At 67.3% G+C, this 24,048-nt stretch carries 21 protein-coding genes and 2 pseudogenes; 16 read left to right on the forward strand and 7 right to left on the reverse strand.

Annotated features, from left to right (window positions below; genetic code table 11):
- The first annotated feature begins 210 nt into the window (after positions 1 to 210).
- From MSG_RS25275 to rraA, 10 genes are all read left to right on the forward strand, one after another.
- Positions 211 to 363: a hypothetical protein gene (locus MSG_RS25275; protein ID WP_162899279.1), complete on the forward strand. Its 153-nt coding sequence runs from the start codon at positions 211 to 213 to the stop codon at positions 361 to 363.
- A gap of 159 nt (positions 364 to 522) precedes the next feature.
- Positions 523 to 1,146, forward strand: a complete 624-nt coding sequence (locus tag MSG_RS24330; protein ID WP_096444791.1) for a superoxide dismutase — start codon at positions 523 to 525, stop codon at positions 1,144 to 1,146.
- Positions 1,147 to 1,341: 195 nt separating this feature from the next.
- Positions 1,342 to 1,875 (forward strand): peptidase, encoded by a 534-nt coding sequence (locus tag MSG_RS24335; protein WP_096443715.1) that lies wholly within the window; start codon positions 1,342 to 1,344, stop codon positions 1,873 to 1,875.
- A 254-nt stretch (positions 1,876 to 2,129) separates the two neighbouring features.
- Positions 2,130 to 2,822 (forward strand): TMEM165/GDT1 family protein, encoded by a 693-nt coding sequence (locus MSG_RS24340; protein WP_096443717.1) that lies wholly within the window; start codon positions 2,130 to 2,132, stop codon positions 2,820 to 2,822.
- 454 nt (positions 2,823 to 3,276) lie between these two features.
- Positions 3,277 to 3,675, forward strand: coding sequence for a transcriptional regulator (locus tag MSG_RS24345; protein ID WP_096443719.1), 399 nt, complete (start codon positions 3,277 to 3,279; stop codon positions 3,673 to 3,675).
- Between the two features lie 120 nt (positions 3,676 to 3,795).
- Positions 3,796 to 4,452 carry a DUF6474 family protein gene (locus MSG_RS24350; protein ID WP_096443721.1) on the forward strand — a complete coding sequence of 219 codons (657 nt, stop codon included), beginning with the start codon at positions 3,796 to 3,798 and terminating at the stop codon, positions 4,450 to 4,452.
- A gap of 15 nt (positions 4,453 to 4,467) precedes the next feature.
- Positions 4,468 to 5,136, forward strand: a complete 669-nt coding sequence (locus tag MSG_RS24355) for a YcnI family copper-binding membrane protein (RefSeq protein ID WP_096443723.1) — start codon at positions 4,468 to 4,470, stop codon at positions 5,134 to 5,136.
- Entirely contained in the window at positions 5,133 to 5,645 is a 513-nt protein-coding gene (locus tag MSG_RS24360) for a copper resistance CopC family protein (RefSeq protein WP_096443724.1), read from the forward strand. Before MSG_RS24355 ends, MSG_RS24360 begins: the two co-directional genes overlap by 4 nt.
- Before the next feature lie 131 nt (positions 5,646 to 5,776).
- Positions 5,777 to 6,250, forward strand: coding sequence for an Rv3852 family protein (locus tag MSG_RS25960; protein ID WP_142404483.1), 474 nt, complete (start codon positions 5,777 to 5,779; stop codon positions 6,248 to 6,250).
- The gene (gene rraA, locus MSG_RS24370) at positions 6,247 to 6,732 is read left to right on the forward strand and encodes a ribonuclease E activity regulator RraA (RefSeq protein WP_096443728.1); all 486 of its coding nucleotides are present in this window, start codon (positions 6,247 to 6,249) and stop codon (positions 6,730 to 6,732) included. The genes MSG_RS25960 and rraA overlap by 4 nt, the downstream gene beginning before the upstream one ends.
- Here rraA and MSG_RS24375 read toward each other — a convergent pair.
- Positions 6,729 to 8,198, reverse strand: a complete 1,470-nt coding sequence (locus tag MSG_RS24375; protein WP_096443730.1) for a flavin-containing monooxygenase — start codon at positions 8,196 to 8,198, stop codon at positions 6,729 to 6,731. The genes rraA and MSG_RS24375 overlap by 4 nt on opposite strands.
- A gap of 76 nt (positions 8,199 to 8,274) precedes the next feature.
- Between MSG_RS24375 and MSG_RS24380 the strand changes: the two genes are divergently transcribed.
- The 3 genes and pseudogenes from MSG_RS24380 to MSG_RS24390 all read left to right on the forward strand — a co-directional run bounded on the left by MSG_RS24380 (position 8,275) and on the right by MSG_RS24390 (position 11,058).
- Complete coding sequence (locus MSG_RS24380) at positions 8,275 to 8,913, forward strand: TetR/AcrR family transcriptional regulator (protein WP_096444792.1); 639 nt, start codon at positions 8,275 to 8,277, stop codon at positions 8,911 to 8,913.
- Positions 8,914 to 8,943: 30 nt separating this feature from the next.
- A pseudogene (dinB, locus tag MSG_RS24385) lies at positions 8,944 to 10,151 on the forward strand (DNA polymerase IV).
- Between the two features lie 148 nt (positions 10,152 to 10,299).
- Positions 10,300 to 11,058 carry a YoaK family protein gene (locus tag MSG_RS24390; protein ID WP_096443732.1) on the forward strand — a complete coding sequence of 253 codons (759 nt, stop codon included), beginning with the start codon at positions 10,300 to 10,302 and terminating at the stop codon, positions 11,056 to 11,058.
- A 19-nt stretch (positions 11,059 to 11,077) separates the two neighbouring features.
- On the opposite strand, the gene MSG_RS24395 is transcribed toward MSG_RS24390, so the two are convergent.
- Entirely contained in the window at positions 11,078 to 12,085 is a 1,008-nt protein-coding gene (locus MSG_RS24395; protein ID WP_096443733.1) for a PHP domain-containing protein, read from the reverse strand.
- 10 nt (positions 12,086 to 12,095) lie between these two features.
- Complete coding sequence (locus tag MSG_RS24400; RefSeq protein ID WP_096443735.1) at positions 12,096 to 12,527, reverse strand: hypothetical protein; 432 nt, start codon at positions 12,525 to 12,527, stop codon at positions 12,096 to 12,098.
- 51 nt (positions 12,528 to 12,578) lie between these two features.
- On the opposite strand from MSG_RS24400, the gene MSG_RS24405 reads away from it, so the two are divergent.
- Positions 12,579 to 13,427: an LLM class F420-dependent oxidoreductase gene (locus MSG_RS24405; protein WP_096443737.1), complete on the forward strand. Its 849-nt coding sequence runs from the start codon at positions 12,579 to 12,581 to the stop codon at positions 13,425 to 13,427.
- A 52-nt stretch (positions 13,428 to 13,479) separates the two neighbouring features.
- On the opposite strand, the gene MSG_RS24410 is transcribed toward MSG_RS24405, so the two are convergent.
- Positions 13,480 to 14,358 carry an alpha/beta fold hydrolase gene (locus tag MSG_RS24410; RefSeq protein ID WP_096443739.1) on the reverse strand — a complete coding sequence of 293 codons (879 nt, stop codon included), beginning with the start codon at positions 14,356 to 14,358 and terminating at the stop codon, positions 13,480 to 13,482.
- Positions 14,359 to 14,443: 85 nt separating this feature from the next.
- Between MSG_RS24410 and MSG_RS24415 the strand changes: the two genes are divergently transcribed.
- The gene (locus tag MSG_RS24415) at positions 14,444 to 15,019 is read left to right on the forward strand and encodes a TetR/AcrR family transcriptional regulator (protein WP_142404484.1); all 576 of its coding nucleotides are present in this window, start codon (positions 14,444 to 14,446) and stop codon (positions 15,017 to 15,019) included.
- Positions 15,020 to 15,378: 359 nt separating this feature from the next.
- Here MSG_RS24415 and MSG_RS24420 read toward each other — a convergent pair whose 3' ends face one another.
- A complete protein-coding gene (locus MSG_RS24420; protein ID WP_096443743.1) occupies positions 15,379 to 16,854 on the reverse strand; it encodes a glutamate synthase subunit beta in 1,476 nt (491 codons plus the stop codon).
- Positions 16,847 to 21,430, reverse strand: coding sequence for a glutamate synthase large subunit (gene gltB, locus MSG_RS24425; protein WP_096443745.1), 4,584 nt, complete (start codon positions 21,428 to 21,430; stop codon positions 16,847 to 16,849). The genes MSG_RS24420 and gltB overlap by 8 nt, the downstream gene beginning before the upstream one ends.
- Positions 21,431 to 21,923: 493 nt before the next feature.
- On the opposite strand from gltB, the pseudogene MSG_RS24430 reads away from it, so the two are divergent.
- Positions 21,924 to 23,119 (forward strand): annotated as a pseudogene (locus MSG_RS24430) (MinD/ParA family ATP-binding protein).
- A gap of 16 nt (positions 23,120 to 23,135) precedes the next feature.
- Here the strand turns inward: MSG_RS24430 and sigI are convergent.
- Entirely contained in the window at positions 23,136 to 24,020 is an 885-nt protein-coding gene (gene sigI / locus MSG_RS24435) for an RNA polymerase sigma factor SigI (RefSeq protein ID WP_096443749.1), read from the reverse strand.
- Positions 24,021 to 24,048: the final 28 nt, after the last annotated feature.

A 24,048-nucleotide genomic window follows, 5' to 3' on the forward strand; every position in this document is an offset into this window, starting at 1 on the left:
CTAAGCACCCGACGCCACGTCGGTCCCGTTGGGCGCGCACCGCCCCCGGCTCGGCTGCGCCCACCCCCGACTTCCGACAAATTCGCAGCTCACAGGCCAATTCCTGGGATTATTTTTCAACGTGATCACAACGCGTTATGATCGCCATCACGAAAAGCCGTTGTGACTCACCTCACTGCGGCGCGGTGGACGGCAGGTGAAAGGCGCTTGATGGCGACGCATTCTTTCGGTCCGGGTTCGCAGGCCTCGAACTCGTATTCCGGCTCGCCCGCCTGGAACCAGAGTTACAGCATCGCCGCACTACGTGCCGGCCTCATCGCCCTCGCGCTGCTTGGCGTTCTTGCGCTCATCGTCTTGTCTTGAAATCACCCCGACGGGGTATTCGGTCAAGCGGCGTCCGGCAATCGTTCTTGCGGCACGCGCGATCATGGAGCAGGGTTGATAGCGTCAGGCTGCCGCGTGGCCGACCACGTGCGAACGCTCGTCAGGCGATCACCACCGATCATCGAAGAAAGGAATGCCGTGGCTGAATACACCCTGCCCGATTTGGACTGGGACTACGCAGCGCTGGAACCGCACATTTCCGGGCAGATCAACGAGATCCACCACACCAAGCACCACGCCACCTACGTCAAAGGCCTCAACGACGCGGTGGCCAAGCTGGAGGAAGCCCGGGCCAACGGCGACCACTCCGCGATCTTCCTGAACGAGAAGAACCTGGCCTTCCACCTGGGCGGCCACGTCAACCACAGCATCTGGTGGAAGAACCTGTCGCCGGACGGCGGCGACAAGCCCACCGGCGCCCTGGGCGCCGCGATCGACGAGCAGTTCGGATCGTTCGACAAGTTCCAGGCTCAGTTCAGCGCTGCCGCCAACGGTTTGCAGGGATCGGGTTGGGCGGTGCTGGGTTACGACAGCCTCGGCGACCGGCTGTTGACCTTCCAGCTCTACGACCAGCAGGCCAACGTCCCGCTCGGCATCATTCCGTTGCTCCAGGTCGACATGTGGGAGCACGCCTTCTACCTGCAGTACAAAAACGTCAAGGCGGACTACGTCAAGGCGTTCTGGAATGTCGTCAACTGGCCGGACGTCCAGTCACGATATGAAGCCGCGACGTCGAAAACCAACGGTCTGATTTTCGGCTGACCCCCGACCGGCGAAGGCAGGGGCGCCACGGAATATCCGTGGCGCCCCTGCCTTTTTTGCGCGCCTTTGGCGGGGGCCAAGAATGCCCGCGCCAACCGGCCGTGTCGAGTTGCACCGCACCTAACCCGCAGGCATCCTTAATTATTCGAGCTACCAGCGTGGTTATTTCGAAACTCACGTCACGGGGAGGTCGAGATGGAAGCAGCATCGGGTCGGCCGATCGGGGTTGCCCCCTTTCATTCCCGTGGTGCCCTGAAAGGGTTCGTGATCTCCGGGCGCTGGCCGGATTCCACCAAGGAATGGGCCCAACTGCTCATGGTTGCGGTCCGGGTCGCATCCCTGCCCGGATTGCTTTCCACCACAACGGTATTCGGTGCCCGCGAGGAATTGCCCGACGAACCCGAGCCGGATACCGTCGGCTTGGTGCTCGCCGAAGGCACGGTATTCGGTGAATCCGCCATCCAGCCGGGCTATTTCGCGGAGCGCCAGCCGCCCGCGCTGCTGATGCTGCACCCACCCTCGGAAACCACGCCGTCGTTGCCCGAATGCAACGGCGCGGCATCGGGATGCGTCTTACTACCGGGCTTGCCGTATCTGGGATTAGAGCACCGCGCGGCCTGGGTGGAGGCCGAATCCGACGGTACGATCACCTCGATGGTCAGCCGCGTCGGCGTCGATCCCATCAGCCATCCCGACACCGCGATCCTGGCAATGCTGCTTGCCGCATAAGGACATTCAGTCGAGTCGTCCGCCCCTCGAATCGATGAATACGGGCGACCGAACTTAGCGGCGCTGTTGGCGCCCGTCGGGGCCGCCCGGTAGCCTGAGGCCGTTAGCGAAGGGGAGTAGCCCCCAATCGTCGAGTCGACATACTGGCGCACAGCCCGGCCGGCGAACCGGTCCCGGCGGACCGGTGGGTGAGACCTTCGACCGATGTCCGACGACCGCGCGGTCGGCGGCAACGTGTCGAAAGGTCGTCGCAGATGCCCGACGCGACATTGCTAAGCCTCGGGGTGGTCTTCCTTGCTGAACTCGGCGACAGGTCGCAGCTCGTCACCATGACCTACGCGCTGCGCTACCGATGGTGGGTGGTGCTGACCGGGGTGTCAATCGCGGCGTTTCTGGCGCACGGAGTCTCGGTGTCGGTCGGCCACTTCCTGGGCACCGCACTGCCCGCACGGCCGCTGGCGTTCGTCTCCGCGTTCGCCTTTCTCGCCTTCGCTGTCTGGGCCTGGCGCGAAGGCACCGGCGCCGACGACGTCTCGTCCACCGAAGAACATCGGTTCGCCCTGCTGGCGGTGATCTCGTCTTTCGTCCTGGCCGAGATGAGCGACAAGACGGCGCTGGCCACGCTGATGCTGGCCAGCGGCCACGACTGGGTCGGAGTGTGGATCGGCGCGACGCTGGGCATGGTGTTGGCCGATGGTTTAGCGATCGGAATCGGGGTATTGCTGCACCGTCGCCTGCCGCGCCGGCTGTTGCATGTCTTAGCCGGCCTGCTGTTCGCAGTGTTCGGCCTGTGGATCTTGTTCGACGCCGCTCTCGGCTGGCGGCCGGTGGCTGTGGCCGTCACCTCGGTGCTGGCCGTGGCCGCCGCGGCAGCGGCTTGGGCGCAAACACGGCGCCGACGCCGAACGCCGGCTCCGATCGCCGGGAGGTCGCCGGAAATCGTCTGAGGTGCGCATCGCACCGCATCCGCACTTTCGCCGTACTCGGCAGTGGCCCCAGAGTTGTCTCCGCGGGGCGTTTTCCGGGATCGCGATCCCGCGTCGGCGCGTGACATGGCCTCGGTAGCAAAGACCGCACCTGCATGGTCGCCGGCGTCAAGGGGTTGCGGTGCATCTCCCGATCCTGTCCTCCCGATATCATCGCCGGGCCCCCGCACGGCGCCCGCCGACGTCGGTCCGGCGTGCTTTCTTTCTGCGGATAACCTGTGAGTTTCGCTCACATTATGGACACTCGCGTGATTTAGCTGGACGCTCGTCCAGTGCGGACTCAGCTACCCTTGCCAGGGACACCAGCGAACCCGCTCTAATTTGCACTTGGTCGGGGGCGGATACACTCGGTACCATGATCAGCAAATACACCTAGGTAATAGTTCACTTCTACAGCCAAGTGGAGGTTATATCGATGAGCACGACGTTCGCTGCTCGCCTGAACCGCTTGTTCGACACGGTGTATCCGCCCGGACGCGGGCCGCACACGTCCGCGGAGGTGATCGCGGCGCTCAAGTCCGAGGGCATCACGATGTCGGCTCCCTACTTGTCGCAGCTACGCTCCGGCAACCGCACCAACCCGTCGTCGGCGACCATGGCGGCGCTGGCCAACTTCTTCCGGATCAAGCCGGCGTATTTCACCGACGACGAGTACTACGAAAAGCTCGACAAGGAGCTGGCGTGGCTGGCGGCGGTGCGCGAAGACGGGGTGCGCCGCATCGCGGTGCGGGCCGTCGGATTGTCGCCCCAGGCTCAGCAGGACATCGTGGAGCGCGTCAACGAGCTGCGCCGCGCGGAGCACCTCGACGCCTGAGCCCACGGCGGCCACGGCCCGACCTGTTGGGCTGCTGTCGGCGCATGCCGATTAGGGTTGGCCGCACGGATCCGCACACGCGAGAGCGACAGTCCACGAGATACCGGGAGGCGGCCAGGAATGGGCCTGTTCCGCAAACGAAAGAGCCGCGCGACGCGCCGTGCCGAGGCCCGAGCGATCAGGGCCCGCGCCAAGCTGGAAGCCAAGCTGTCCGCCAAGAACGAGGTGCGCCGGATCAAGGGCGATCGCCGTGCCGCGGAAAAGGCGCTCAAGGCGCAGATCCGATCCCAGCGAGAGACCGACCGCACGGCGCTCAAGGTCGCCGAGGCGGAACTCAAGGCGGCCCGGGAAGGGAAGGTGCTGTCACCCACGCGGATCCGCCGGGTGCTGACGGTGTCGCGCCTGCTGGCGCCCATCCTGACGCCGTTGATCTATCGAGGAGCCACCACTGTTCGCACGCTGATCGATCAGCGTCGCGCCGATCAGCTCGGGATCCCGCTGGCTCAGATCGGCCAATTCTCCGGCCACGGCGCCCACCTGTCGGCCCGCATCGCCGGGGCGGAGAGGTCCTTGCGGCAGGTGCAGGAGCGCAAGCCCAAGGACGCCGAGACCCGGCAGTTTGTGTCGGCGATCTCCGAGCGGCTCGGCGACCTGGCGGCGGCCATCACCGCCGCGGAGAACATGCCCGCCACCCGACGGCGGGACGCGCACGCCGCGATCTCCTCGCAGCTCGACGGCATCGAGGCGGACCTGCTGGCCCGGCTCGGGCTGGCCTGAAAGCCGCCCGCCGACATGCCATTTCAGCCGAACTGGATCTCACGCGTCCTGCTCGCGGTCGTCGCGGCGGGCGTGCTCTACGCCGGCTCGGCCGTGGCCGTCCCGACGGCTTGGGCGCACGTGCACGCCAACAGCGACAACGCCGTGCGTGGCGCGATGGCGATCGTGACGTTCCAGGTGCCCAACGAATCCGACAAGGGCGCCGCGACCACCGGGCTGACGATCACGCTGCCCGACGTCGCATCGGCCCGCACCGAAACCATGCCCGGGTGGACGGCCAAGCTCGACCGGGACGCCGCGTCCGGCACCGTGCACTCGGTGTCCTGGACCGCAGCCCCCGGCGGGGGGATTCCAGCCGACCAGTTCGCGCTGTTCCTGCTCGCGGTGCAACTACCCGACACCGAGACCGTCAGCTTCCCCGCCACCCAGACCTACGCCGACGGCTCGGTCGTGAAGTGGGACCAGCCGCCGCTGCCCGGCGGCGGCGAGCCGGAACACCCGGTGCCGACGCTGACCCTCGCCGCGGGGCCAGCGACGGGCCACGAGCACCACCACGACCACGCCAGCGGGCCGACCGACCACGGCGACCAGGCCGACAACACCGCGCGCCTGCTGGGCGGCGCCGCGCTGATCGTGGCCGCGGCCGTGGGCAGCTGTCTCGTGCTGATCCGCCGCAGGGCATGAGGCGCCTCGCGGCCATCGCGTGGGCGGCCACGCTGCTGGTCGCCGTGGCATTGACCGCGACCCTGGCCGCGCCGGCCGCCGCTGCGCACGCCACCCGGGTGTCGACCGCCCCGGCCGACGACGCGGCGCTGACGACCGGTCCCGACCGGGTGAGTGCGGTGTTCAACGAACGATTGCAGACCACCTTCGCGGCGATGACCGTCGTAGGACCCGACGCCAACGTCTGGTCTACCGGCGAGCCGCGCGTGCAGGGCGCCGTCGTCAGCATCGGCCTGCGCCCACTCGGGCCGGCCGGCACCTACACCGTGAACTATCGGGTGACGTCCGCCGACGGCCACGTGGTCTGCGGGTCCTGGTCGTTTCGCCTGACGGTGGCCGGGACCGGCACGCCCGGACCTCCCGCCGCGACCGCCAATACCGGCGGCGCCATCCCGCTCTGGCCGTTTGTGCTGGGGGCGGTGGCGCTGATGGCCGCGGCCGCGTGGTGGACGCTGCGGCGCCGACCTTGACCGTCTCGGCAGGTGAACCGCCCTGCGGCACCCTGGCATGATGGGGACTCGAGTAACTTTCGTGGGCGCTGACCGTGGCGCTGACCGTGGCGCTGACAAAGGCCGAGACATAGCTGCAAAGGAGCGGCCGCATGGCAGACCCGCAAGATCACCCCGACAGCGAACCCGACGGCGCATCGACGCCACCCGAGCAGGCGCCGCCGGGCAATCAGCAGGTGCCCCCGGAGAAGAGGCCGCCCGCCAAGGCGGCCGCTAAAAAGGCACCCGCTAGAAAGGCACCGGCCAAAAAGGCGGCCGCAAAGAAGGCTCCGGCCAAAAAGGCGGCCGCTAAAAAGGCACCCGCCGAGCACGCGTCCCCGGAGCCACCGAGGCCCCCGGCGCCGCCGGCGGATCTGCAACACCTGCTGGGGTCCAACGGCGAACTTGCCGCCGCGGCCAAAGATGCCGCGGCGCAAGCGAAATCAACCGTTGACGACGCGAACAACCCGGTCGCCCCGATCAACACGCCATCGACGCCCGGCCAATCGGCGCTGCCGCTGGCGTTTGCGCTGGCGCTCAGCCTGCTCGCGCTCCTGCTGATCCGCCAGCTGCGCCGCCGCGGATGAGCGTCGAGTTCACCGCGACGGCCGACCTCGTCGACAGCATCGGGCCCGACGTCCGCAGCTGCGACCTACAGTTCCGCCAGTTCGGCGGGCGCTCGCAATTCGCCGGCCCGATCACCACCGTGCGGTGTTTCCAGGACAACGCGTTGCTGAAATCGATTCTTTCGCAACCGAGTGCGGGCGGAGTGCTGGTGATTGACGGGGACGGTTCGCTGCACAGCGCGCTAGTCGGGGACCTCATCGCCGAATTGGCCCGCTCCAACGGCTGGGCCGGGCTGATCGTCAACGGTGCGGTCCGGGACGCCGCCACCCTGCGCGGCATCGACATCGGCATCAAGGCGCTGGGCACCAATCCACGCAAGAGCACCAAGACGGGCGCGGGTGAACGTGACGTCGAGGTCAGCCTCGGCGGCGTGACGTTCGTCCCCGGCGACACCGCATACAGCGACGACGACGGCATCGTGGTCGTCGCGGCGGCCGGCTAAACCGTCACTGCCGCGGGCTTTTTGGAGAACTTCAAGCCCTCGTCGTCGATCTTGCCGCGCCGGATCAACGGGATGTCCAGCAGGTAGTTCTGGTTCAGCCGCCACGGGGTGCGTGAGCCCTGCTTGGGCAGCTCGTCGAGCGAGCGCAGCACGTAACCCGGAGTGAATTCCATGAACGGGCGCTCTTCGACAGCCGAGCCCGGGTGTTCCACGACGACGGTGTCAAAGTCGTTGGTGTCCATGTAGTTCAGCAACCGGCAGACGTACTCCGACACCAGGTCCGCCTTCAGCGTCCACGACGCGTTGGTGTAACCGATGGTGTAAGCCATGTTGGGTATTCCGGACAACATCATGCCCTTGTAGGCCATGGTCTTGGTCAGGTCCACGGGCTGACCGTCGACCGTGGCGGTCGCCCCACCGAACAGCTGCAGGTTCAGCCCCGTTGCCGTGACGATGATGTCGGCCGGCAGCTCCACGCCCGAGGCGAGCCGGATGCCGTGCGGGGTGAACCGGTCGATGACGTCGGTGACGACCTCGGCCTTGCCGTGACGAATCGCGCGGAACAGGTCGCCGTTGGGCACCAGGCACAGCCGCTCGTCCCACGGGCTGTAGTGCGGGCCGAAGTGCTTTTCCACCTCGTAGCCCTCGGGAAGCTGGCGCTGCACATAGCCCAGCAACGTCCTGCGCATCCGCTGCGGAAGCCTCCGGCAGGCCTGGTAGAGCATCATCTGCTGCAGCACGTTCTTCCAACGCACCGCGGTGTAGGCCGCCTTTTCCGGCAGCCAGCGGTTGAGCCGGTCGGCCAATTTGTCCCTGGCCGGTTGCGAGACGATGTAAGTGGGCGAACGCTGCAGCATCGTGACGTGCTTGGCGCCCGAATTCGCTAGTGCGGGAACCAAAGTCACGGCGGTCGCGCCACTGCCGATGACGACGATGTTCTTGTCGGCGTAGTCGAGGTCCTCCGGCCAGTGCTGCGGATGAATGATCGGTCCCGTGAAATCCTCGGCGCCGAGGAAGGTCGGCGAATAGCCCTGCTCGTAGTTGTAGTAGCCGCTGCACAGGAACAGGAACGAACAGGTGATGCTGTCCGGCGTGCCGTTGTTCTCGATGTGCACCGTCCAGCGGTTGTCCGCGCTGGACCAGTCGGCGTCGATGACCTTGTGGTTGAGCCGGATGTGCTTGTCGATGCCGTGCATCGCGGCCGTGCCCGTGACGTAATCCAGGATCGGCTTGCCGTCGGCGATCGCCTGGCGTTCGGTCCACGGCCGGAACCGGAAACCCAGGGTGTACATGTCGGAGTCCGATCGGATTCCTGGGTAGCGGAACAGGTCCCAGGTGCCGCCCATGGCGGCGCGCTTCTCCAGGATCGCGTAGCTCTTGGTCGGGCAGCGGTCCTGCAGGTGCCAGGCGGCGCTCACGCCGGAGATTCCGGCGCCCACGATCAGGACGTCGAGGTGCTCAGTCATGCGGCCACGCTATCAACGCTGTGTCGAATTCGTCAACGATGTGTCGAAAAAGTCGACCCTGTGTAACGTAGCGGACGTGACTGCAGCCGGTTCGACCCGCACTCCGCGTGGCCGGCGTTCCACCCGGCCGTCTGGCGACGACCGCGAACAGGCCATTTTGTCCACCGCCGAGCGGCTGCTGGCCGAGCGCGGGATCGCTGACATCTCGGTCGACGACCTGGCCCGGGGGGCGGGTATCTCCCGACCGACCTTCTACTTCTATTTCCCGTCCAAAGACGCGGTGCTGCTCACCCTGTTCGAGCGGGTGATCATCGAGGCCGACTCCGCCCTGGAGGACCTGGTCGCCAATCCGCCCGCAGATCCGAAGGCGCTGTGGCGCATCGGAATCAACCTGTTCGTCGAGACGTTCGGGGCGCATCGCGCGGTGTCGCTGGCCGCCGCGGCCGCCCGCACCAACAACGACGTCGCCGAGTTGTGGTCGCGGTTCATGGAGAAGTGGGTCGGCCACATCACCACCGTCATCGAAGCCGAACGTGCCCGGGGCGCCGCCCCGGCCACCCTGCCGGCCCACCACCTGTCGGCCGCGCTCAACCTGCTCAACGAGAAGGTGATGCTGACGACCTTCGCCGCCGAGCGTCCCTCGGTGCCCAACGAGCAAGTGCTCGACACCCTCGTGCATATCTGGGTCGCCAGTATCTACGGCGAGGCCGGCTAACGCGACCCTGTCGGCCAGCTATGCGAACATATGTTCGTGCCCGGCGAGGCGGCCATCCTGCACGCGGATCTGGATTCGTTCTACGCGTCGGTCGAACAGCGCGACGACCCGACGCTGCGCGGCCGGCCGGTGATCGTGGGCGGCGGCGTGGTGCTTGCGGCCAGCTACGAGGCCAAGGCGTATGGCGTGCGCACCGCGATGGGCGGCGCGCAGGCGCGCCGGTTGTGCCCGCACGCCGTGGTGATCCCGCCGCGCATGTCCGCCTACTCCCGGGCCAGCGACGCCGTCTTCGAGGTGTTCCGCGACACCACGCCGATCGTCGAGGCGCTGTCGGTGGACGAGGCCTTCCTCGACGTTGCCGGGCTGCGCCGGGTCTCCGGCACCCCGGTCCAGATCGCCGCGCGGCTGCGCGCGGACGTGCGCGATCGCGTCGGCCTGCCCATCACGGTCGGGATTGCGCGGACGAAATTCCTGGCGAAGGTCGCCAGCCAACAGGCCAAACCGGACGGGCTGTTGCTCGTGCCGCCCGACGCCGAGCTGGCTTTCTTGCATCCGTTGCCGGTCCGCCGCCTGTGGGGTGTCGGGGCAACGACCGCCGAGCGACTGACCGCGCAGGGCATCCACACGGTGGCCGACGTCGCAGAGCTCAGCGAGACCGCGCTGGGCTCGCTGGTCGGTGCGGCGATGGGGCGATGGGGCGCCAACTGTTTGCACTGTCGCGCAACATCGACCGCCGCCGGGTCACCACCGGCAGGCGGCGCCGATCGGTCGGGGCGCAGCGGGCGCTGGGCCGCGCCGGCAATCGGATGTCGCCGACCGAGATCGACGCGGTGGTGGTGAACCTTGTCGACCGCATCACCGGACGCATGCGCGCCGCCGGGCGCACCGGGCGCACCGTGGTGCTGCGGCTGCGGTTCGACGACTTCACGCGGGCCACCCGGTCGCACACTCTGCCGTGGGCGACCTCGTCGACGCAACCCATCCTGAACGCCGCCCGGCAGCTCGTCTCGTCGGCGGCGCCCCTGATCGCGCAGCGCGGTCTGACCCTGGTGGGCTTCGCGGTGGCGGGCATCGATCTTAGCGGCGCCCAGCAGCTGACGCTGCCGTTCGACGGGGAACCGCTCGCGATAGATGCCGCGGTCGATCGGGTGCGTCAGCGCTACGGCAAGTCCGCACTCATCCGCGGGGTGTTGATCGGCCGTGATTCGGGTATAGAGATGCCACACCTTCCCGACTGACGACATCACCCTCGTTACCAATTCGATTCCCGCCCTTGTTAATTCGATTATATGAGGTTGATTTGAGATGTGCCGCGAGCCCGGTGTCCGGACGATCCGCACGTAGGCTTGCCCAGAACCCGATCGTGAAAGTGAGTGAGAAGAGCCCATGCCGCCGCCGGACGACGCCCGCGACAGCGGGCTGCCCCGCGAAAGTCTCCTGCTCGGCTACAGCGCGGTGCTCGCGCTGTCCGCGGGGTTCGTCAACGCGGTGGCCCTGCTGATCTTGGCGTTGCCGGTCGGCAATCTCACCGCCATCACCACCCAACTGGGCATGAACACCGCTAATCCGTGGCTGTACGAAGGGCACGTGCTTGCAGCGATCCTGCTCGGCTTCCTGGCCGGCGCGACCATGGCCGGAGCGGTGCTGGCGCCCACGCGAGCGACCGCAGGCCCGCGCCACGCCATCGTGCTCAGCATCGAGGCGGCACTGCTCGTGCTCGCCGCCGCCGGCGTGGAAGAGACCTTCGTCAAGGCGCAGATCGAAGCCCTCGGAGTCGAGCTGACCGCAGTCCAGGCGATGCTCGCCGCCGCCGCCCTGGGCCTGCAGAATGCGATGACCTCGAGTTTCCGCGGAATGTCGATCCGCACCACGCACTTCACCGGAACCGTCACCGACCTCGGACTGATGCTCGGGCGCGCCCGGCAAGACGGGATCGAGAAGTGGAAGGCCGCGATCCTGGTGACGACGCTGTTGCTGTTCCTCGGCGGCGGCGTCGCCGGGATCGTGTTCGGCTCTCAACTTGGCGGATACTCGCTGTTCATTCCCGCAGCGACGTGCGCCATCGTGGCCGCGGCCAATGTCCTGCACGGCCGCGCTCGCAGCGCCGCCCCTGTTCCCGAGACCGCCGCACCGGCGCGCGTCTGAGCCGTGAGCGTCGGCGCTGTTAGTTCGCCGCCGTCCAGTCCAGCAGCCGGTCGACCGGCCAGGTGTTGACAATCCGGTCGACGGGCACCCCGGCGTCCAGCGCGCGCTGCGCCCCGTAGCCCAGGAAATCCAGCTGACCGGGGGCGTGGGCGTCGGTGTCGATGCTGAACACGCAGCCAATCTCCAGCGCCAGCTTCAGCAGCCGCGTCGGTGGGTCGCGGCGCTCGGGCCGGGAGTTGATCTCCACCGCGGTTCCGTAGTCGCGGCACGCGGTGAACACCGCCTCGGCGTCGAACTTGGATTCGGGCCGGATGCCCCGGTTGCCCGCGACCAGCCGGCCGGTGCAATGGCCGAGCACGTCGGCGTGGCCACCGGACACCGCACGCACCATCCGCCGCGTCATCGCCGCCGCATCCATCGACAGCTTCGAATGCACGCTGGCCACCACCACGTCCAGCCGCTCTAACAGCTCGGGCTCCTGATCCAGGCTGCCGTCCTCGAGGATGTCCACCTCGATGCCGGTGAGGATGCGCATCGGTGCGAACCCGTCGCGCAACCGGTCGATCGCCTCGAGCTGTTTGCACAACCGCTCCGGCGACAGGCCGTTGGCGATCGTCAACCGCGGGGAATGATCGGTCAGCGCGCAATACTCGTGGCCCAATGCGGCCGCGGTCGCCATCATCTCCTCGATCGGGGCCGAACCGTCCGACCAGTTCGAATGCAGATGCAGATCCCCGCGCAGCGCGGTCCGGATCTCGCCGCCACCGAGATTCGTTGCGGCGTCGCGTAATTCGATCAGTGCGTCCGGCTCGCGACCGGCCCAGGCCTGCGCGATGACCTTGGCGGTCTTGGGCCCGATGCCCGGCAGCGTCTGCCAGCTGTTGTCCTGCCCGTGCCGCTCCCGCTCGGCGTCGTCTAAGCCCTCGACGATGTCGGCGGCATTGCGGTACGCCATCACGCGTTTGGGGTCCTGCCGGCTCCGATCCTTGTAATACGCGATCTGTCGCAGCGCGGTCACCGGGTCCATGGCTCCAGTGTTACAGCAGCTGCCCGTAGACGAACCCGGCGAGAATCACACCGAATCCGCCGATCTCGCCGACCATCAGCAGGGTCATGGCCAGCCCGGTGCCCCGCGACGGGTTGTCGAACTGGTTGACGGTGGCGCGCCGCGCACCGTGCCGGATGTAGGTGGCGATTGCCCCGACGAAGAAGAACACGGCGATCATCGCCGCCGTCAGGTTGACCCACGTCGGCCAGACGCTGAATTGGACGAACACCGCGATCAGCAGGGTCGCGAAGGAATACAGCAACGCCGCCCGGTGCGCGATGTCGACATAGGGGTGGGCCCGGTGGTCGTCGGACGCCAGAATCTGCCGGTATTTCCACACCCCGAGAACGAGGGCGAGCAAAAAGATCAGGCCGGCGGACAGCAGGGTGATCTTGGTGTCGATTCCGAGCGCGCTCGTCATGGTCCGGATGAGTATAGTTGCGCTTCATAAAGATCGACTAACGTCGGGCGTATGCGATTCGCGTTCAAAACCTCCCCGCAGAACACCACCTGGGCCGACATGCTCGCGGTATGGCAGGCCGCCGACGACATCGATGTCTACCAGTCCGGCTGGACCTTCGACCACTTCTACCCGATCTTCTCCGACAGCAGCGGGCCCTGCCTGGAGGGCTGGACGACGCTGACCGCGCTGGCGCAGGCCACCCAGCGACTGCGCCTGGGCACCCTGGTCACCGGCATCCACTACCGTCATCCAGCCGTGTTGGCGAATATGGCCGCCGCACTTGACATCATCTCCGGCGGGCGTCTCGAGCTCGGTATCGGCGCCGGGTGGAACGAGGAGGAATCGGGCGCCTACGGCATTGAGCTCGGCAGCGTCAAGGAACGCTTCGACCGGTTCGAGGAGGCCTGCGCGGTGCTGACCAGCCTGCTCAGCGAATCGATCACCGACTTCGACGGGAATTACTACCAACTCAAGGGCGCACGCAACGAGCCTAAGGGCCCGCAGCGCCCGCACCCACCGATCTGCATCGGTGGCAGCGGGGAAAAACGGACCCTGCGCATCACCGCACGCTACGCCCAGCATTGGAACTTCGTCGGCGGCCCAACCGACGTGTTCGCCCACAAGCGCGACGTGCTTGCCGCGCACTGCGCTGACATCGGGCGCGATCCGAAAGAGATCACGCTGTCGGCGCACCTGCGCCTGGAGCCCGACTTGGATTACGGCAAGGTCGTCGCCGACGCGGCCGGGCTGGCCGCGGAGGGATTGAATCTGGGCATCATCTATCTCCCCGCGCCGCACGACCCCGCCGTCCTCGAACCGCTGGCCGAGGCGATCCGGGACTCGGGATTGCTGGGCTAGGATGCCACGTCGAGCAGGTCCGCGCCGCGCATTGCGCGAACCCCATTGTCGCTCAGAGGTGTTCGCCAAGCACCGCGGCGACGAATTCCCGCGGCTTCTCCAGCGCCAAGAAGTGGCCGGCGTGCGCGACGGTGTGCACCGATGCCGACGGAATGGCGGCGGCGGTGCCGGCACGGTCTGCTTCGCGCGACCAGTCACCGTCGCTGTAGAGCAACGTCACGGGAGCGGTGATTGACGCATAGCGATCCCGGGCGGCGATCAACGTGCGCAGGTTGCGGTAAATCGCGCGCGCGACGCGCGCATACCCGGGTCTGCTCCCCACCCTCACGAGTTCGTCGAGGAACGGCTCCGGCAGTTGCGCAGGGTCGGCGTATCCGCCGCGCATGATGCCTTTGAGGATCGGCCTGTTTTCCAACGCGGCGAAGACCGGCCCCACCAGCGGGGCGCGTACCGACGACACGATGACGCGCGCCAGCAGGTTCGCCCGCTCCAAGCCCTGGGGGTAGTCATAGGTGTTCGACGCGACCACGCGCACCACCCGCTGACCCAGTTCCACCGACGCGGTCAGCGCGATCGCCGCCCCGATCGACTCTCCTGCCAGGGTCGCGCCGGTCAGCTCCTGCCCGCGCACAAATTCGACGACGGCGCTCTGCAGGTCGTCGTGGTCGTAGGTCGCCCCTTTTTGGATGTCCGACCAGCCCATGCCCGGGAAGTCCAGGGCATAGACGCGGCGGCGTTCCGCGAGCGGCGCAATCACGCGCTGGAAGTAGTCCAGTTGGGTGCGAACCGTGTGCAACAGCAGCACCGGCGGGCCCTCACCGGCCGCGATGTAGCGCAGCCGGCTCCCGTCCGCCCGGGTGAACCACCGGGGTTGCTCCGTCGTCCAGGTGCGCAGATACGTTTCGGCTGGGTCTGTCGTCCGTATGGCCATGCCGCGAGTATATGACCAGTCGTCTTGAATTCCCATACGACCGGTCGTTTTGGCTGCGTCGGGCAATCGGCCTATCGTGTGGGAGGTGGGCAGGCCAAGTGTCAAAGACCAACTTGTCGAGCGGACGCTCGGCGTGTGGCTGGCCCGCGGATTCGAGGGCGCGAGCGTCAATGACCTGGTCACGGCGGCCAGCGTCCCGAAGGGATCCTTCTACAACCATTTCCCGAGCAAAGAGGACTTCGCGATAGCGCATGTCGACCGATACGTGGGCACGCTGGACCTCGACGGACTGGCCGATGCCGAGCTTTCGGGGCTGACAGCCGTTCGTCGCCATTTCGAGCGCTTGGTCGCCCGCCGCGACCCGGCGGACCTGTCGGGCTGTCTGCTCAGCACATTCAGCACCGGCATCTCTCCGGAATACGCAGGGCTGATCGCCGCGGTCCGGGCCGGCTTCGATCAGTGGACCGACGCCCTGACCGGGGCCCTGAGCCGCGCCCGGGACAGCGGCGAAATCCCGTCTGATCGCGACCCCGCGGAGGTCGCAGCCGCCCTCGTCGATGCCTTCCAGGGTGCACTTGCTCGCGCCCGTGTCTACGGCCATTCGGGACCGCTCGATCTGTTCTTCGTCACAGCGCTCGGGGCGCTAACGGGCGCCAGCTGACCAATCGCCCTTCGAGCAAACGCTGGGCGCGCCGGTTGGATCAGGTCGAGAAGAACTGCGTGCGGTTACACCCCGAACAGCAGCAGCTCTTCAGCCGTGGCCAGACGTTCGTGCTTAGCGGGAAATTCGCGGCTCTTCACCGGGTGGCGAAACCATGACCAGGCCATTCGCGCCATCCGCGTCCGAGGTACTGGATTGACATGCACAGTGATACTCCTGCAATCGCTCCGATCAAGCCGGGCCTCGTGGCGACTTCTACGTGACGAGGCCCACAGCCAACCATTAGACACCCCGGTTCTGGCAAACTTAGGGAGACGCGCCGGGCGGTTCAACGCGTGTTTCTGGTGTGGCTAGTGTGACTACTGCAGCGGAGCGGCCGTGGGCTTGACCGGCGCCGGCAGCGCGGTGACGCCCATCAGATGCCGGTCCACCGCGGCGGCCGCCGCCCGGCCCTCCGCAATCGCCCAAACGATCAGTGACTGGCCACGACCCATATCCCCGGCGACGAAAACGTTGGGGACCGATGTGTCGAAATCCGGCCCCCGCGCGACGTTGCCGCGGTCGGTGAACTTCACGCCTAGCTCGGTGAGCAATCCGGGCTTCTCGGGGCCGACGAATCCCATCGCCAGCAACACCAAGTCGGCATCGAGCTCGAAATCGGATCCCTCGACCTTGACGAACTTGCCGTCTTGCATCGTCACCTCGTGCGCCTTGAGCGCGGTCACCCGCCCGTCCTTGCCGACGAATTCCTCGGTGTTCACCGAGAACACCCGCTCGCCACCCTCCTCGTGCGCCGAGGACACCCGGTACATCAGCGGATAGGTCGGCCACGGAGTGGATTCCGCGCGGGACTCCGGCGGCCGCGGCATGATCTCGAACTGGTGGATCTCGGTCGCGCCCTGCCGATGCGCGGTGCCCAGGCAGTCGGCGCCGGTGTCACCGCCGCCGATGATGACGACCTTTTTGCCCTTGGCGGTGATCGGCGGTTGCCCGTCGTCATCCAGGACTCCATCTTCCAGGTCGCCCGATGCTAACCGGTTGCCCCACGGCAGGTATTCCATCGCCTGGTGGATGCCGTCCAGCTCCCGACCGGGAACGGGCAGATCGCGCGCGGCGGTGGCACCGCCGGCCAATACCACCGCGTCGAAGTCAGCCGTCAGCTGTTCGGCGGTGATATCGACTCCGACGTCGACGCCCGCGCGGAATTCGGTTCCCTCAGCCCGCATTTGGTCCAGCCGCCGATCGAGCACCCGCTTTTCCATCTTGAATTCCGGGATGCCGTAACGCAGCAATCCCCCGATGCGGTCGGCCCGCTCGAAAACGGTGACGCTGTGGCCGGCGCGGGTCAGCTGCTGGGCGGCGGCCAATCCGGCCGGGCCCGAACCGACTACCGCCACGGTCTTGCCGGTCAGCTTGGTCGGGGGCAAGGGCACCACGAAACCGTCGTCGAAGGCGTGGTCGATGATCTCCAGCTCGATCTGCTTGATGGTCACCGGGTCCTGGTTGATCCCCAACACGCACGCCGGCTCGCACGGCGCAGGACACAACCGGCCGGTGAAGTCCGGGAAGTTGTTGGTGGCGTGCAGCCTTTCGATCGCGTCGCGCCAACGGCCCCGGCGCACCAGGTCGTTCCACTCCGGGATCAGGTTGCCCAGCGGACAGCCATTGTGGCAGAACGGAATGCCACAGTCCATACAACGCGTCGCCTGCTCGCGCAGGGTGTCGTCGTTGAAGTCCTCGTAGACCTCTTTCCAGTCCTTCAGCCGCAGCGGGACAGGCCGGCGATGCGGCAGTTCCCGGTGTGTGTACTTCAGGAAGCCGCTCGGATCAGCCATGGGCCGCCGCCATGATCGCCTTGCCGACGTCGGTGCCGTCGCGTTCGGCCTGCGCGATCGCCTGCAGCACCTTCTTGTAGTCCCGCGGCATCACTTTCGCGAAATGCCTTTGCTGCCCGCGCCAGTCGGCCAGGATTCGTTGACCCACCGCGGAGTCGGTGGCGTCGACGTGGGCCTGGACGATGCCGTGCAGGAAGTCGATGTCATCGGAATCGAGCGTCTCCAGGTCCACCATTTCGATGTTCAGGTTTTCGGCCAGTTCCTCGCCGGGGTCGTAGACGTAGGCCACGCCGCCGGACATGCCCGCGGCGAAGTTACGCCCAGTGCGGCCCAGGATGACCACCCGGCCGCCGGTCATGTACTCGCAGCCATGATCGCCGATACCCTCGACCACCGCGTGGGCGCCGGAGTTTCGGACCGCGAACCGCTCCCCGACCACACCGCGCAGGTAAACCTGGCCGCTGGTGGCGCCGAACAGGATCACGTTGCCGCCGATGATGTTCTCCTCGGCGACGTAGCCCGGTGGGGCGTCGTCGGACGGCCGCACCACGATACGGCCACCGGACAGGCCCTTGCCGATGTAGTCATTGGCGTCGCCGTACACCCGCAGCGTAATGCCCCGGGGCACGAAGGCGCCGAAGCTGTTGCCCGCCGAGCCCTCGAAGGTGATGTCGATGGTCCCGTCCGGCAAGCCTTGGCCGCCATAGGCTTTCGTGAGCTCGTGACCGAGCATGGTGCCCACGGTGCGGTTGACGTTGCTGATGGTGGTGGAGAACCGGACCGGTTTACCGGAGTCCAGCGCCTCGCGGCTCATCACGATCAACTGCTGGTCCAACGCCTTGTCCAGCCCGTGGTCCTGGCGCGAACTGCAGTACAGGTCCTGGTTCATGAACGCGGACTCCGGCTCGTGCAGCACCGGATTCAGATCCAGCTTGTGCGCCTTCCAGTGCGCGCGCGCCAGCGTGGTGTCCAGCGAGCCCACCTGGCCGACTACCTCGTTGAAGGTGCGGAAGCCCAACTGCGCCATGTACTCCCGGACCTCTTCGGCGATGAACGTGAAAAAGTTCTCGACGAACTCCGGCTTGCCGGAGAACCGCTCCCGCAGCACCGGATTCTGGGTGGCCACGCCGACCGGGCAGGTGTCGAGGTGACACACCCGCATCATGATGCAGCCCGCCACCACCAGCGGGGCGGTGGCAAAGCCGAACTCCTCGGCGCCCAGCAGCGCACCGATCATCACGTCCCGCCCGGTCTTGAGCTGACCGTCCACCTGGACCACGATTCGATCGCGTAAACCATTGAGCAGCAACGTCTGCTGCGTCTCAGCCAGACCCAGCTCCCACGGGGCACCCGCGTGCTTCATCGAGGTCAGCGGGGTAGCGCCGGTGCCGCCGTCGTGCCCCGAGATGAGCACCACATCGGCGTGCGCCTTGGACACACCCGCGGCCACGGTGCCCACACCGTTCTCCGAGACCAGTTTGACGTGCACACGCGCTTGCGGGTTGGCGTTCTTCAGGTCGTGGATCAGCTGCGCGAGATCCTCGATGGAGTAGATGTCATGGTGCGGCGGCGGCGAAATCAGCCCGACGCCGGGCGTGGAGTGCCGGACCTCGGCCACCCACGGGTACACCTTGTGGCCCGGAAGTTGGCCGCCCTCACCAGGTTTAGCGCCCTGGGCCATCTTGATCTGGATGTCGCTGCAGTTGGTCAGGTAATGCGACGTAACACCGAATCGCGCCGAGGCGACCTGCTTGATCGCGCTACGGCGCCAGTCCCCGTTGGGGTCGCGGTCGAACCGCTTGACGTCCTCGCCGCCCTCGCCGCTGTTGGAACGGCCGCCCAGCCGGTTCATCGCGATGGCGAGCGTCTCGTGCGCCTCGGCCGAGATCGAGCCGTAACTCATTGCGCCGGTGGAGAACCGCTTGACGATCTCGCTGGCGGGTTCGACCTCCTCCAGCGGGACGGGGGGCCGCACATCGCCCCGGAACTTCAACAGGCCGCGCAGCGACGCCATCCGCTCGCTCTGATCGTCGACCAAGCGGGTGTATTCCTTGAAGATCTTGTACTGGCCGGTGCGGGTCGCGTGCTGCAGCTTGAACACGGTCTCCGGGTTGAACAGGTGGTACTCGCCCTCCCGACGCCACTGGTATTCCCCGCCCACCTCGAGTTCGCGGTGCGCGCGCTCGTCCGGACGGTCGAGGTAGGCCAGCCGGTGCCGGGCGGCCACGTCGGTGGCGATGTCTTCCAGGGTGATGCCGCCGGTCGGACAGGACAGGCCGGTGAAGTACTCGTCGAGCACGTCCTCGGAGATTCCGATGGCCTGGAACAACTGGGCGCCGGTGTAGGAGGCCAGCGTCGAGATGCCCATCTTGGACATGACTTTCAGCACGCCCTTGCCGGCGGCCTTCACGTAGTTGTTCAGCGCCTTGTCGCGGTCGATACCGTCGATGACGCCGCGGTCGAGCATGTCTTCGATCGACTCGAAGGCCAGGTACGGGTTGACCGCGGCGGCGCCGCACCCGATCAGCATCGCCATGTGGTGAACCTCGCGGGCATCCCCGGATTCGACGACCAGGCCCACGTGCGTGCGGGTCCGGTCGCGCACCAGGTGGTGGTGCACCCCGGCGACGGCGAGCAGTGCCGGTATCGGTGCCATCTGCTCATTGGATTCACGGTCGGAAAGGATGATCACCCGGGCGCCATCGGCGATCGCGGCCGACGCCTTAGCGCGCACCTCCTCCAGCGCGGCTGCCAGCCCGGTGCCACCGTCGGCGACCGGGTACAGACAGTGAATCACCTTGGAGCGCAGCCCGTGTGGGCGCCCGTTGACCTCGTCGTCGGGGTCGAGGTTGACCAGCTTGGCCAGCTCGTGGTTCCGCAGAATCGGCTGACGCAGCAAGATCTGGTGGCACGAGTACTCGTCCGGGCTGAGCAGGTCGCGCTCCCCGCCGGTGGTGCCCTGCAGGCTGGTGACCACCTCCTCGCGGATGGCGTCCAGCGGCGGGTTGGTCACCTGAGCGAACAGCTGCTGGAAGTAGTCGTAGAGCATCCGTGGACGCTGCGAGAGCACCGCGACCGGGGTGTCGGTACCCATCGACCCGATCGGCTCGGCGCCGGTGCGCACCATCGGCGCCACCAGCAGGTTGAGCTCCTCGTAGGTGTATCCGAATGCCAACTGCCGCATGACAACTCGTTCGTGCGCCATCCGCGCGTACTTGCCCTGCGGCAACGATTCGAGGGGCACGAGATTCTTGTCGAGCCACTCCTGATAGGGGTGCTCCGCGGCCAGCTGCGCCTTGATCTCCTCATCGGCGATGATGCGGCCCTGCGTGGTGTCCACCAAAAACATCCGGCCCGGTTGCAGACGCATCCGCTGCACGACCGTCGACGGGTCCAGGTCCAGCACGCCGGCCTCGGAAGCCATCACGACCAGGCCGTCGTCGGTGACCCAAATCCGGGACGGGCGAAGGCCGTTGCGGTCGAGCACGGCGCCCACGATGGTGCCGTCGGTGAATGTCATCGACGCCGGGCCATCCCACGGTTCCATCAGCGAGGCGTGGTACTCGTAGAACGCCCGCCGGGCGGGGTCCATCGTCTCGTTGCGTTCCCAGGCCTCGGGAATCATCATCAGCACCGCGTGCGGCAGGCTGCGGCCGCCCAGGTGCAGCAGCTCGAGCGCCTCGTCGAAGCGCGCGGTGTCGGAGGCACCCGGGGTACAAATTGGGAACAGTTTCTCCAGGTCGTCGACCGATCCGAAGATGTCGCTCTTGATCAGCGCCTCGCGGGCCCGCATCCAGTTCTCGTTGCCGGTGACGGTGTTGATCTCACCGTTGTGGGCGATCCGGCGGAACGGGTGCGCCAGCGGCCAGGACGGGAAGGTGTTGGTCGAGAACCGGGAGTGCACGATGCCCAGCGCGCTGGTGATCCGATCGTCTTGCAGGTCAAGGTAAAACGCCTTGAGCTGCGGGGTGGTCAGCATGCCCTTGTAGACCATCGTCCGGCCGGACAGGCTCGGGAAGTAGACCGTTTCGCGGCCCGGCCCGTCCTGGCCCGGCCCCTTGGTGCCCAGTTCGTGCTCGGCGCGCTTGCGGACCACATAGCAGCGGCGCTCGAGGGTCATGTCGGAGGCGCCGGTAAGGAACACCTGCCGGAAGGTCGGCATCGCGTCGCGGGACAGCGCGCCCAGCGAGGAGTCGTCGGTGGGCACATTGCGCCAGCCCAGCACCGTGAGGCCCTCGGCCTCGGCGATCTTCTCCACCGCGGCGCTCGCGGCGGCGGCGTCTTTGGCCGACTGCGGCAGAAACGCGATACCGGTGGCGTAACTGCCCGGCTCGGGGAGTTCGAAGTCGACGACCTCGCGGAGGAACGCGTCCGGGACCTGGATCAGGATGCCCGCGCCGTCACCGCTGCGGGGCTCGGCTCCGGCGGCGCCGCGGTGTTCGAGATTGAGCAGAGCGGTAATCGCCTTGTCGACGATGTCGCGGGATCTACGGCCGTGCATATCGACGACCATGGCTACCCCGCACGCGTCGTGCTCGAACGCGGGGTTGTACAACCCAACGCGCTTGGGCGTCATATGCACCTGCCCTCCACCAGAACTTTCTGCGCTGCCGTATAAGTGGCTCCGACGAGCCCGCACCCGGAGATTGCGGGCCCAAACCCCTTCGGCCTTGTCGATAGGCTGTCTCCCAAGCGGAAAACGTTCCGGGTAGGAAATCGTCCGTGCGGCGCTGAACGGTGGGCGTGAACCAGGTTTCGACAAGTCGTAAAACGATATGACAAAAACCGCCTGACATGCCAACTTCCCCAAGTCTAACTGCCCAATGGCCGCGACGTAAATTCGCCGCAGAAGCCCGGCACCAACGGCGCCACGTGCAGGTCAACCACCGAAAGTGCGGCGGGCGCGTTGCCGCCCCCGGCGTGGCGCACCTCACCGGGTCTCGTCGCGCACGTTTGCTCGCGCGCGGCCAACAGATACCCCCGAACGGCCCGGCGGGGCATACCCGATACTGGTAGTTCTCCTGCGATCGACGACAGGCGACGATCGATCGGCTGGCACTGAGGAGCCCATGAACGAGCGCAACGAATTCCTGCGGGACCGTCTGCACCCGGCCCAGCCCGAAATCCCCGCCGCACCCGGCTCCCACCCACGACCCCCGCAGGCCGCCCCGCCCCCCACCGGCGGCGGGTCCCCAGAGACCCGCCCCGCCGCGGCCGCAGGCGTTTCGGGCCCCGCCGCCACCCCGCCCAACGGCGGCTCCCCCGGCCCCGCGCCCCCAGCCGGAACCGCACCAGCGTCCTGCGCCGCGCCCGCAGGCGGGTCCACCCCCCCGCCGCCCCGCCCGCGCCGCAACCGGCCGACCGTGGTTGGCGCCGCATCCTGCGGCTGGCCAGCTTCGGACTGATCAACCCGGGCCCGTCGGCCGCGCAACGTCAACGGGCCGAATACGAAGCCGGCATCCGGGTGGCCCTGCGCGGCACCCACAAGGTCGGCGTGCTCGGCAAGGGCGGCGTCGGAAAGACGTCCGTCGCCGCCAGCGTCGGATCGCTGTTCGCCGAATTGCGGCGGCAAGACCATGTGGTGGCCATCGACGCCGATACCGCGTTCGGCCGGCTCAGCAGCCGGATCGACCCGCGGTCGACGGGTTCGTTCTGGGACCTGACCGCGGACACGAATCTGGAGACGTTCACCGATGTCGCCCGGCGGGTGGGCCGCAATCCCGTCGGCCTGTATGTGCTCGGCGGCGAACCGGCGGCTGGTCCGCGCCGGGTTCTGGACCCCGCGATCTACCGGGAAGCCGTGTTGCGGCTGGACCGCCATTTCGCGATCTCGGTCATCGACTGCGGCTCGACGATGGACTCGCCGGTCACCCATGAAGTGCTGCGCGACCTCGACGCGCTGATCGTGGTGTCCTCGCCGTGGGCGGATGGCGCCTCAGCCGCTGCCCGGACCCTGGAATGGCTGTCGGATCAGGGCCTGACGGAGTTGCTGGCACACACCATCGTCGTGCTCAACGATTCCGACGGACATGCCGACAAACGCACCCGAGCCTTGCTGGCACGCGAGTTCGTCGACCATGGGCGCCCGGTGGTCGAGGTTCCCTACGATCCGCACCTGCGGCCCGGCGGCGTCATCGATGTGCGCAACGAGATGGCCGGCCCGACGCGGCTCAAATTCCTCCACGTCGCCGTGACCGTGGCCGGCTACTTCGCCGCCCGCACCGGTCGCGACCGGCCCCGTCGGGCGCCGAGTGGCGGGAGCTGAAGCCTCTCAACGTAATTCACGCCCGCGCTGCCCGGGCCGCGGGGTCGGCGATCGCCTCGATCTTGGTGACGAAGCGGCCCCGGATGGTCAGCACGATGGCGGCGAACAGCCTGCGCTCGGCGAAGGCCAGCACGACGGGTTGGCCCGCGGGACCGCTGACCAACGTGACGTCCGGACCCAGATAGCGCATCAGGTTGGCGGCCACCGCCGTCGGCCCGTGGTTGATCTGCGGAGGCGGGGCGGGCTCTGCGATCACCGTGCCGCTGCCCCACACCGTCGGATCCAGCACGGCGGTCAGCGCCGCGATATCGCCGTTGGCGCATGCCGTGATGAACTTCTCGGTGACGAGCTGGTGCTCGGCGGGGGTCACCTTACCCAAATTCGGTTGTGCCGTAGTAAATTTCGACCGGGCCCGCCGCGCCAGTTGGCGGCACGTGCCGACCGGCCGGCCCACCGTTTCGGCGATCGCGTCGAACGGGACACCGAACACGTCGTGTAGCACGAAGGCCACTCGCTCGCCCGGGCTGAGCCGTTGCAGGACCTCCATCAACGCGCTGCGCACCTCGTCGTCGAGAGTCACCCGGTCGGCCGGGTTCGAGGTCGGGGATTGAGCGACGGGGATGTCGTGCTCCTCGTGGCCGGGCGGGCTCAATCGCTCGTGGCGAATGCGCGCCGAGCGCACCTGATCGAGGCACAGCCTGGTGGTGACCACGGTGAGCCAACCCCGGACGTCGTCGATATCGCCGGCAGCGACCCGCGAGAGCCGCAGAAAGGCCTCCTGCGCAACGTCTTCGGCGTCACCGATGTCCCCGAGAATCTGATATCCGAGATTGACCAGATAGGGGCGGTGGCGGCGCCATGCGTCGACGACCTGGTCACTCGGTGGCTGCGCCTGCTTCATGAGTCATCGACGATCTGCTGCCGGAAAA

The organism is Mycobacterium shigaense (assembly GCF_002356315.1).
Classification (GTDB): domain Bacteria; phylum Actinomycetota; class Actinomycetes; order Mycobacteriales; family Mycobacteriaceae; genus Mycobacterium; species Mycobacterium shigaense.

Coding starts and splice junctions, on each gene's coding strand:
- MSG_RS25275 (WP_162899279.1), top strand. CDS start 211: ATGGCGACGCATTCTTTCGGTCCGGGTTCGCAGGCCTCGAACTCGTAT.
- MSG_RS24335 (WP_096443715.1), top strand. CDS start 1,342: ATGGAAGCAGCATCGGGTCGGCCGATCGGGGTTGCCCCCTTTCATTCC.
- MSG_RS24340 (WP_096443717.1), top strand. CDS start 2,130: ATGCCCGACGCGACATTGCTAAGCCTCGGGGTGGTCTTCCTTGCTGAA.
- MSG_RS24345 (WP_096443719.1), top strand. CDS start 3,277: ATGAGCACGACGTTCGCTGCTCGCCTGAACCGCTTGTTCGACACGGTG.
- MSG_RS24350 (WP_096443721.1), top strand. CDS start 3,796: ATGGGCCTGTTCCGCAAACGAAAGAGCCGCGCGACGCGCCGTGCCGAG.
- MSG_RS24355 (WP_096443723.1), top strand. CDS start 4,468: ATGCCATTTCAGCCGAACTGGATCTCACGCGTCCTGCTCGCGGTCGTC.
- MSG_RS24360 (WP_096443724.1), top strand. CDS start 5,133: ATGAGGCGCCTCGCGGCCATCGCGTGGGCGGCCACGCTGCTGGTCGCC.
- MSG_RS25960 (WP_142404483.1), top strand. CDS start 5,777: ATGGCAGACCCGCAAGATCACCCCGACAGCGAACCCGACGGCGCATCG.
- rraA (WP_096443728.1), top strand. CDS start 6,247: ATGAGCGTCGAGTTCACCGCGACGGCCGACCTCGTCGACAGCATCGGG.
- MSG_RS24375 (WP_096443730.1), bottom strand. CDS start 8,198: ATGACTGAGCACCTCGACGTCCTGATCGTGGGCGCCGGAATCTCCGGC.
- MSG_RS24390 (WP_096443732.1), top strand. CDS start 10,300: ATGCCGCCGCCGGACGACGCCCGCGACAGCGGGCTGCCCCGCGAAAGT.
- MSG_RS24395 (WP_096443733.1), bottom strand. CDS start 12,085: ATGGACCCGGTGACCGCGCTGCGACAGATCGCGTATTACAAGGATCGG.
- MSG_RS24400 (WP_096443735.1), bottom strand. CDS start 12,527: ATGACGAGCGCGCTCGGAATCGACACCAAGATCACCCTGCTGTCCGCC.
- MSG_RS24405 (WP_096443737.1), top strand. CDS start 12,579: ATGCGATTCGCGTTCAAAACCTCCCCGCAGAACACCACCTGGGCCGAC.
- MSG_RS24410 (WP_096443739.1), bottom strand. CDS start 14,358: ATGGCCATACGGACGACAGACCCAGCCGAAACGTATCTGCGCACCTGG.
- MSG_RS24420 (WP_096443743.1), bottom strand. CDS start 16,854: ATGGCTGATCCGAGCGGCTTCCTGAAGTACACACACCGGGAACTGCCG.
- gltB (WP_096443745.1), bottom strand. CDS start 21,430: ATGACGCCCAAGCGCGTTGGGTTGTACAACCCCGCGTTCGAGCACGAC.
- sigI (WP_096443749.1), bottom strand. CDS start 24,020: ATGAAGCAGGCGCAGCCACCGAGTGACCAGGTCGTCGACGCATGGCGC.